Here is a 7,951-nt window from a genome sequence, read left to right as displayed (position 1 = left end):
TTGTTATTAAAATTTTCACATTTCTTTGCCTCAGTATATTGCTTTAACAGTAGCACCAGTTCATGATTCAGGGGTATTATCCTCTGTTTGTTGCGTTTACCTAAAACTTTGATGGTACCCTCGTACAAATTAATATCTGTTTCTTTTATGCCGGTAATTTCAGCAAGGCGCATGCCGGTGCCAAAAAGCATCTCAATAACCATCTTATCGCGCAGGCCGGCAAAATCATTAGTGAAGATTTTTTCGTCTTCCGTATCCATTTTACCATCCAGCATACCGGTTAGCTTACTGCCATCTACTACCGTTGGCAGGTTTTTGGGTACTTTTGGCGCGTTGATACGCGATGCAGGGTTGGTAGTTATTACTCCCTCCTGCAACAAAAACTTAAAGTATTTACGCAGCGTGGCTATTTTACGGTTAACAGAGCGCGCAAGCAGCTTGTTATCCATTAGCTGAACCATCCAGTTACGGATGTCGTGATGGCTGATGTCTGTTGGGGTTGTAACCTGTACCGGTTGGTTGGGCGGGTTTAAAAAGAGCATAAATTGCTCAAGGTCGCTCTGGTAGGCTGATACCGTGTGGGGCGAGTATCTTTTCTCGAACCTGATGTGCTGTATAAACCTGTCTAAAAACATAAAAACTATTTGAACACCCAATAAATTGAATGTACAAATAGTTTTTTTATAGTGACAAGAAAATCTGTAAAATTCTTTTAAAAGAAATTAAACAGTAGTTTCCAGATTCATATTCTGCTTGTAGATAGCATGTTTAATTTCATGCCTACGGGTAATTGATTTCTTTTCAAAAGCCTGGCGACTGCGCAGTTCTCTTAAAACACCTGTTTTTTCGAATTTCTTTTTAAAGCGTTTTAGTGCTTTGTCTAATGATTCGCCGTCTTTTACGTTAATGATGATCATAATTCCTATATACCTCCTTTCAGGGACGTCAAAGGTAGGAAAATAGTTTTAAATCTGAAATACAATATTTTATAATTTTTTATGCCTGTTTACACATGTGCTAACCAGTTATGGTTTCAACGCCTGGGGCGCACGTTTATCTGCCGGCAGGGCCATAAATTTCTTATAGCTGTCATTGATATACGCCGCCATCGATTCGCGGTTGTTGCTGCGTAAAAAAGCGTAGCTTGGCCTAAACATCGTCATAAAATTCTCCAGGTCATTGCCTTTTAATGGTACAATACTACTTACGTAGCCCGGGCTAAACGCGGCATCGATGTTACGCTGCTCAGCCTCGCGCTGAAAATATTTTTTTAAACGGCGTGCCTTTTTACCCTCGCCGCTAAACCAGGTTGATGGCGAAAACACATACACTTTACTTTTTTCATAAACCTCAGGGTATTCTTCCCTCGGGTTAAAGTCGGAACGTTTGGCAGTAATGTTAACCTGGCTCAACGATATCCTTTGCGTGGCGAGCATTATCTTTTTTGGGGCCATGTCAACCAGGTATAACGTATCTGAATTATACCCCGGCGAATTAAAGATAAGCGTATGGCCCACGGTTGTGTTTATGGTAAAATTCCCGTTTTTATCTGTAATGCTAACCTGCCTGCTATTCGCATCTCGGATAAATACGTCGGATAGACGGGTATTTGTGCCATTCTCGTAAACAGTACCTTTAAAGGTGTTTTGCGCCCGGGCAAATGATGCTATAAATAATAAAATGGCGGCAACAAATAATAGTTTTTTCATGGCTGATGGATTAGCTAACAGGATAACCTGCCTATAGTGGCAAAGGTTTGCATTTTTAACATTTAAAACAACAAAAAACCCGGTTTAAACCGGGTTTTTTATAATTATTATTTTTTCCAAACATTATTGTCCGGGTTATAATCCGGTAATACTTTGTCCGGGTCGTAAGTAACAGATTGTATTTCTTCTGTTGATGGGTATTTAAAAACAAAGGTGTTATTGCGTTCCCATATTTCAACCGGTAGTTTTACCCTTTCGGTTTTACCGCTAACGGTTTTAATTTCAAGGATGGTTGGCATCACCAGTTTATCCAGGTTATCAATGGTAATTAACGCGCCTTTGCTTGCGTCGCCGCTAACATATTTAACATCGCGCACAGCAACATCCAGGCGCCAGTTGTTTACAAACCAGCCTCTCCAAAACCAGTTCAGGTTTTCGCCGCTTGCATTTTCTATAGTGCGGAAAAAGTCATCAGGTGTTGGGTGTTTAAATGCCCAGCGCGCAACATAGGTACGGAAGGCAAAATCAAAACGCTCGGGGCCCAGGATCTGCTCGCGCAGTAAGGTTAAACCCATGGCCGGTTTAAAATACAATAATATACCGGTGTTTGGTTCTTTAAGGTTTTCTGGAGTGCTTAGTACCGGCTCAAATATTGGTTGGGTTACAAATGCGCCGGCCTGGTGCATATCCTGTTTTTTACCTGCATACTCGCCCTTATTAAAATCGGCAGTGGTTAAGGTATTGATGAATGTGTTAAAGCCTTCGTCCATCCAGCCGTATAAACGCTCGTTAGAGCCAACGATCATCGGGAACCAGGTGTGGCCAAATTCATGGTCGTTCACGTTCCACAGGTCGCCTTTTTTAGCCCTGTAACCACAGAATACAATGCCCGGATATTCCATACCTCCTACTTTACCAGCAACAGCTGTAGCAGCAGGATAAGGGTACTCAAACCATTTTTGCGAATTAAATTCGATAGATTTTTTTACGTACTCGGTAGAACGGCCCCACGCGTTGTTGCCATCACTCTCAACCGGGTAGGCTGATATCGCTGTTGATTTTTTACCGCTTGGCAAGTCCATTTTAGCGGCATCAATAATAAAGGCTGCCGATGAACCCCATGAGGCATCACGTGCATTCTTTATTTTAAAACGCCAGGTTAGTTCTTTTTTACCCGCCGGGCGCGATGCCGCATCAGTAACCTCGCTTGCAGAGCGGATAACTACCGTTTGCTCGCTTTTTTCGGCAAGTGCCCATCGTTTCAATTGCTCAGGTGTGTAAACTTCCTGTGGGTTTTGCAACTCGCCGGATGCTACAACAATATGGTTTGCAGGGGCAGTAATACTCAGGTCAAAATCGCCATACTCCAGGTAAAACTCGCCCGGGCCTGTATAAGGCACAGCATTCCAGCCCATAATATCATCGTACACATACATGCGCGGGTACCATTGCGCAACGGTATATATTTTACCATTTTTAGTATCCTGGATGCCTGTACGGTCAGATCCGTAATCGGGTATGATGAATGAATACTCAATAGCCAGTTTAACCTGGCCGCCATTTGCAGTTACACCTGTAGGCAAAAATATCTGCATACGGGTATCATCTATTAAATATTTAACGGCAACAGGTGCAGTACCTTTTGCGCCAATAATTTTAACCGACTTGATATTATAGCCACCTTTTGACAGATCGCCTTTACCACCATTACGGCTGCCGCTTGGCGGGATGATAGCCGAACCGCGCGAATCTGCCTTAAACAAGTTCTGGTCTAACTGCATCCACAAAAAATCAAGCTTTTGAGGGCTGTTGTTGGTATAGTTTAAAATTTCTGAACCTACAACTTCGTTGGTTTGGTCGTTAAGTTTTGCCGAAAGTTGATAATCGGCACGGTTTTGCCAATATTTGGGGCCGGGCTGCCCATCAGCAGCACGGAATTCAGAACCATTTTTGGTATAGAAGAACGGCGCGAAAGCATCGTGGTAATTGTAATTGCCAACAGGTGCTGCCTGTTGCTGCTGTGCCTGGCTAAGGCCGGCAACAGACATAAAAGCCAGCGTAAAACCGGCAATCAGTTTCATTTTCATAATTTATTTATAAATTGAATTATTTACCACAATAATACAAATTATTGAATAACCCACTTACAGAATTACGAAGTTGTAATGAGGAAGTTACCTGTTTGTTAATAAATCACCAATGCGGTCCTACTGGGTTTCGAACACGGTTGTATAAATAGATACCAGTTTGCCTGCAGTAAAGTTTAATGAAACATAATTATACCTTTTGGCAGATATTGTTGAAACAAAGTACCATTGAGGCGAAGCGCTCATTTGTGGGTCAAATGGTTTGTTATTATCCTTAAAAAATATAGAAAGGCGTTCGAGTTTTTTTTCAAATGCCGAATTCTTCTTAATATTTACCAGCTTTTGATAAATATCATCAACCGGATCACCTACTGCTATGGTAGTGTTTTGGGTAAAGCCGAGTGGCCAATGCGTAAGCATTTCACCATTGTTTAAATAAATGGTTTTCACCTTATTGTTTTCGAAACTTAGCTGAACGCCGGTTGATGTACCTTTTTCCTCATCCATTAAAAGGCCGGTGTATAAAGGTAACCTGGTTTTTAGGCTATCAATATTAGTGTATATATTATTAACAATAGATAGCCCGCCTATTTTTTCAGCCACTTGTATTTGCTGAAGTTTAGCATACAACTCCACACTTGTTTGCCCAATAGCTAATCCAAAAAGCTGCCCGCTGGTAAGCGTATCGCTCGAGATTTGTTTTTGATACGGTGGCTCAATAATTATTCTGTCGTCAAGCTCTGCTTTCTTACAGGCTGTAAACAGTACTGCGGCTAACAAAAAAGTGTATATTTTTTTCATAAGGTGGTTTTAATTCATTACGCGCCTCACGGCAAAAATGCTACACTCATTATCAACTAAATTAAAAGCAACAGGGTTAACTACAGTAACTCCTTGCCATATACCGCCTCATCAAACCCAAAGAACAGAAAATCGCCTTTTTCAATAACCGGGCGTTTGATCATGCTGGTTTTTTGCTGTAATAATTGCAGGGCATCATCCTTAGTTTTGACAGATTCTTTCACGGCCGGGTCAAGCTGTTTCCAGGTTAGGCCCTGTTTGTTCATGAATTTCTCGTACCCTGCCTTTTTATCCCACTCATTTAATTTTTCGGCACTTACGCCAAGCTTTTTAAAATCATGAAATTCATAGGCTACATTGTTGGCCTTCAGCCAGTCGAGCGCTTTTTTTACCGTGTTACAATTGGTGATGCCGTAAACTTTCATCGGGAATGTATTTTGCCCGCTAAATTATTAATTTTTAGAACTGCCGCCGCTGGAATCGTCATTATTTATTCCGCGCTGGTTTTTCTTGATGCTGCTGTTAAGCTTCCCAAATTTGTAATTGAAACTGATATTGATGCTGCGATAGTAATTAAAGCTATAAGCGATGGTCTGGAAATCGGGCGTACGGGTGGGGAAATCAAACCTGATAAACTTTTTGAACGGATTATTGGCATAAAGCGATAGGGTGGCTTTTTTATTGAACAATTCTTTCGATACACTACACCCCGCACCTACCCAATAATTATCCTTGCCCTGTAACAACACCTGGCGACCATCGTATCCGCCATTTACGCCTATACGGTAACCGTCATCAAACTTATAACCGGCATTGATAAATGCGGACCCTTGTGGCCCGCTGTTTGCATAAAATTTACCGTTAAAGGTACCCTGCAGCCATACTTGCGCTATTTGGGAGTTGAAGTTAAAGTTCAATTTAGTGGTAATAGGGTAATTGATGCTTACATTTAAGGCAAGCTTTTTATTTTTGCCAACATTGCCAAAAGTTGTGGTAGTTACGGCATTTTCATCAACCTTAACCAGGTTTTGAATAGTGTTGTTGGCAAAAGAGTAACTCGTGTTGATATTGATAGATCCCTTTGCAAAATTGCTGTAACCCAATTCAAAATTATTATTTACAGCAGGCTTAAGCTCGGGGTTACCCATTACTATAAACTTTGGGTTCGACGTATTAACAAACGGGTTTAACTGATATATACCAGGCCTTTGTATACGCTGGGTAAAGCCGAAAGTAATACTGCTGCTTTTAAGGCTGCGTTGTATAGATATTGATGGCACTACGTTGGTAAAGTTTTGTTTCAATGTGCTGCCTGTTGATGAAAAGTTGGCATCAATACCGGTGTGTTCAACACGCGCCCCACCTTTAAACGTCCATTTGGTGAATTTTAACTGGTAAGAGTTGTATAAGCTATATACATCCTGATGATAACTAAAATCATTCTCTTGTTTGCTATCGGTTATGTACTGGTTATTAGCATTAAGCGTATCGGTATAAAAATCACTGAAGCTGTTCCTTGCTATCATTTTACCCCCGGCTTCTATAGTGATAATTTTTAGGGGATGTATATAATCTAACTGCGTAGTGTATTCCTTTGATCCAGCCTTGTTATATTGCCGGTAGTTTGGGTTATCATAGTTAACGGTTTGATCGGCCTGCACATCATTAAACTGCTGGTTACTGTTATTGCTGTATTTAAATGATGCGGTTAGTAACTGGTCTTTATTATTTTTAAACCCAAGCTGATAATTAAGCCCGGCATCAGTACCGTGGTATTTACTATTGTTAGTACCCATTATATTATAAGCCTGGGTAATATCATTTAAACCATCGCGTTGTACGGTGTACTGGCTATTACCATTATCGTTGCTGCTGTTATAAAAATTGAAAGTACCGGTAATTAAATTAAGGCTATCGGCCTCGTAGCTTAATTCGTTGCTGTTGTAAATATTTCTGCCGCTGAAAAAGCGTGTGCCATCCTGGTTTAATGAGGATACCGGGTTTGAAAAAACGCTTTCGCTGCCAAGGGCTGTTTCCCGTTTTGGGCGGGCGCCGGCACCTACATAGCCATTAAACCCTAATTTACCCTGCTTTGCGGTAATATTTAAATTAATATTTTCGCCCCAAACGGTGTTGTACCTGCTGTTTATTGAGCCGTTATACCCCTGGTCTCCTTTTTTTTGGGTAATAATGTTAATAATACCGTCAAGCCCTTCGGCATCGTACTTGGCCGGTGGGGTTGTGATCACTTCTATCTTTACAATATTGGTACCCGGCATTGCTTTTAGTATATCTGATGGGTTTTGCGCCATTAAAGCCGACTCCTTACCATTAAGCAGGATCTTATAATTGCCGCCCCCTTTTAATTTTATATTATCTGATGCATCAACCGAAAGCATGGGCACCTTGCGCATCATATCAAGGGCGGTTAGGGCTTTGCTTTCCGGGTCGGCCTGTACATCGTAGCTTATACGGTCAACCTCCTGTTTCATCAATGGTTTTGCCGCCACAATAGATACCTCTTTAAGCTGGTTGCTGGCGGGCGATAACATCATCCGGCCAAGATCAACAGCCGCTGTTGCCCCATTTATATCAATAGTTTTTGTTTTGTAACCCATAAACACCAATGACAGTTTGTAGGGTTTTGCAGGGATATTGCTTACTTCAAAGGTTCCATCATCTTTGGTAAGGGTGCTTTTTACGGGCAGGTTGGTTGCAGCATCTGTTAAAGCAACAGTAACAAAGCCAAGCGGCTTGTTCGCAGCCGAATCTATTATTATACCTTTAATGCTTAGGTTTTGCTGCGCTGTTTGTGCGAAAGAGGCAACGAATAAGAAACAGCCAAGTGCTGCAAGTAAAAGTTTTTTCATTGGTGTTATTTAGGGTTAAAAGACCCCTAAACACTCCTAACGTTGCACAAAAACAACTTTTAAACTATTTTTTAGGTAGCAACCTGATTACTTGTTATATTTTGTCATGGTAAGCTCGGTGCCGATGGTGGCAAAGCTTTTTATCATTTCGATAGAGCGATCTATTAATGCGGGTAACTCGGGTTTTTCATCGTCATCAAAACCACTTAGTACGTAATCAACCTGGCGGCCTTTGGGGTAATTATCGCTCACGCCGAAACGCAGGCGGGCATATTCATTGTTACCAAGGGTAGCTTCGATATGTTTTAAGCCGTTATGCCCGGCAGCGCTTCCTTTTGGTTTTAGGCGCAGGGTGCCCAATGGCAGGGCAATATCATCTACAATTACCAGCACATTTTGCACTGGTATCTTCAACTCCTTCATCCAGTGATTTAACGCCTTGCCGCTTAGGTTCATGTAGGTGGTTGGCTTTATCAGGTGCAGG

Annotated in this window: 8 protein-coding genes; all 8 read right to left on the bottom strand. The window is 41.5% G+C overall.

Translation table 11 applies throughout. The annotated features are described in order from the left end of the window. Positions 1–635, bottom strand: a 635-nt coding sequence (locus tag WC615_RS21635) for a site-specific integrase (RefSeq protein ID WP_372980133.1), incomplete at its 3' end; no start/stop codon positions are given. A gap of 87 nt (positions 636–722) precedes the next feature. Beyond that, entirely contained in the window at positions 723–917 is a 195-nt protein-coding gene (rpsU, locus tag WC615_RS21630; protein ID WP_067059690.1) for a 30S ribosomal protein S21, read from the bottom strand. 108 nt (positions 918–1,025) lie between these two features. Continuing rightward, on the bottom strand, positions 1,026–1,709 hold the full coding sequence (locus WC615_RS21625) for a hypothetical protein (RefSeq protein ID WP_372980132.1): 684 nt from the start codon (positions 1,707–1,709) through the stop codon (positions 1,026–1,028). Between the two features lie 107 nt (positions 1,710–1,816). Continuing rightward, the gene (locus tag WC615_RS21620; RefSeq protein WP_372980131.1) at positions 1,817–3,796 is read right to left on the bottom strand and encodes a M1 family metallopeptidase; all 1,980 of its coding nucleotides are present in this window, start codon (positions 3,794–3,796) and stop codon (positions 1,817–1,819) included. A 120-nt stretch (positions 3,797–3,916) separates the two neighbouring features. Continuing rightward, positions 3,917–4,597, bottom strand: a complete 681-nt coding sequence (locus WC615_RS21615) for a hypothetical protein (RefSeq protein WP_372980130.1) — start codon at positions 4,595–4,597, stop codon at positions 3,917–3,919. A gap of 80 nt (positions 4,598–4,677) precedes the next feature. Next, complete coding sequence (locus tag WC615_RS21610) at positions 4,678–5,022, bottom strand: Spx/MgsR family RNA polymerase-binding regulatory protein (RefSeq protein WP_372980129.1); 345 nt, start codon at positions 5,020–5,022, stop codon at positions 4,678–4,680. A gap of 27 nt (positions 5,023–5,049) precedes the next feature. Beyond that, the gene (locus WC615_RS21605) at positions 5,050–7,467 is read right to left on the bottom strand and encodes an outer membrane beta-barrel protein (protein ID WP_372980128.1); all 2,418 of its coding nucleotides are present in this window, start codon (positions 7,465–7,467) and stop codon (positions 5,050–5,052) included. An 87-nt stretch (positions 7,468–7,554) separates the two neighbouring features. Next, the coding region (pth, locus tag WC615_RS21600; protein ID WP_372980127.1) for an aminoacyl-tRNA hydrolase at positions 7,555–7,951 on the bottom strand (397 nt) is incomplete at its 5' end.

Origin of the sequence: Mucilaginibacter sp., assembly GCF_041663085.1 — a bacterium.
GTDB lineage: Bacteria > Bacteroidota > Bacteroidia > Sphingobacteriales > Sphingobacteriaceae > Mucilaginibacter.
This window is presented reverse-complemented; position numbering and strand designations above follow the sequence as displayed.

Excerpts from the sequence above, each read along its gene's own strand:
- rpsU (WP_067059690.1), bottom strand. The coding sequence starts at position 917 with ATGATCATCATTAACGTAAAAGACGGCGAATCATTAGACAAAGCACTA.
- WC615_RS21625 (WP_372980132.1), bottom strand. The coding sequence starts at position 1,709 with ATGAAAAAACTATTATTTGTTGCCGCCATTTTATTATTTATAGCATCA.
- WC615_RS21620 (WP_372980131.1), bottom strand. The coding sequence starts at position 3,796 with ATGAAAATGAAACTGATTGCCGGTTTTACGCTGGCTTTTATGTCTGTT.
- WC615_RS21615 (WP_372980130.1), bottom strand. The coding sequence starts at position 4,597 with ATGAAAAAAATATACACTTTTTTGTTAGCCGCAGTACTGTTTACAGCC.
- WC615_RS21610 (WP_372980129.1), bottom strand. The coding sequence starts at position 5,022 with ATGAAAGTTTACGGCATCACCAATTGTAACACGGTAAAAAAAGCGCTC.
- WC615_RS21605 (WP_372980128.1), bottom strand. The coding sequence starts at position 7,467 with ATGAAAAAACTTTTACTTGCAGCACTTGGCTGTTTCTTATTCGTTGCC.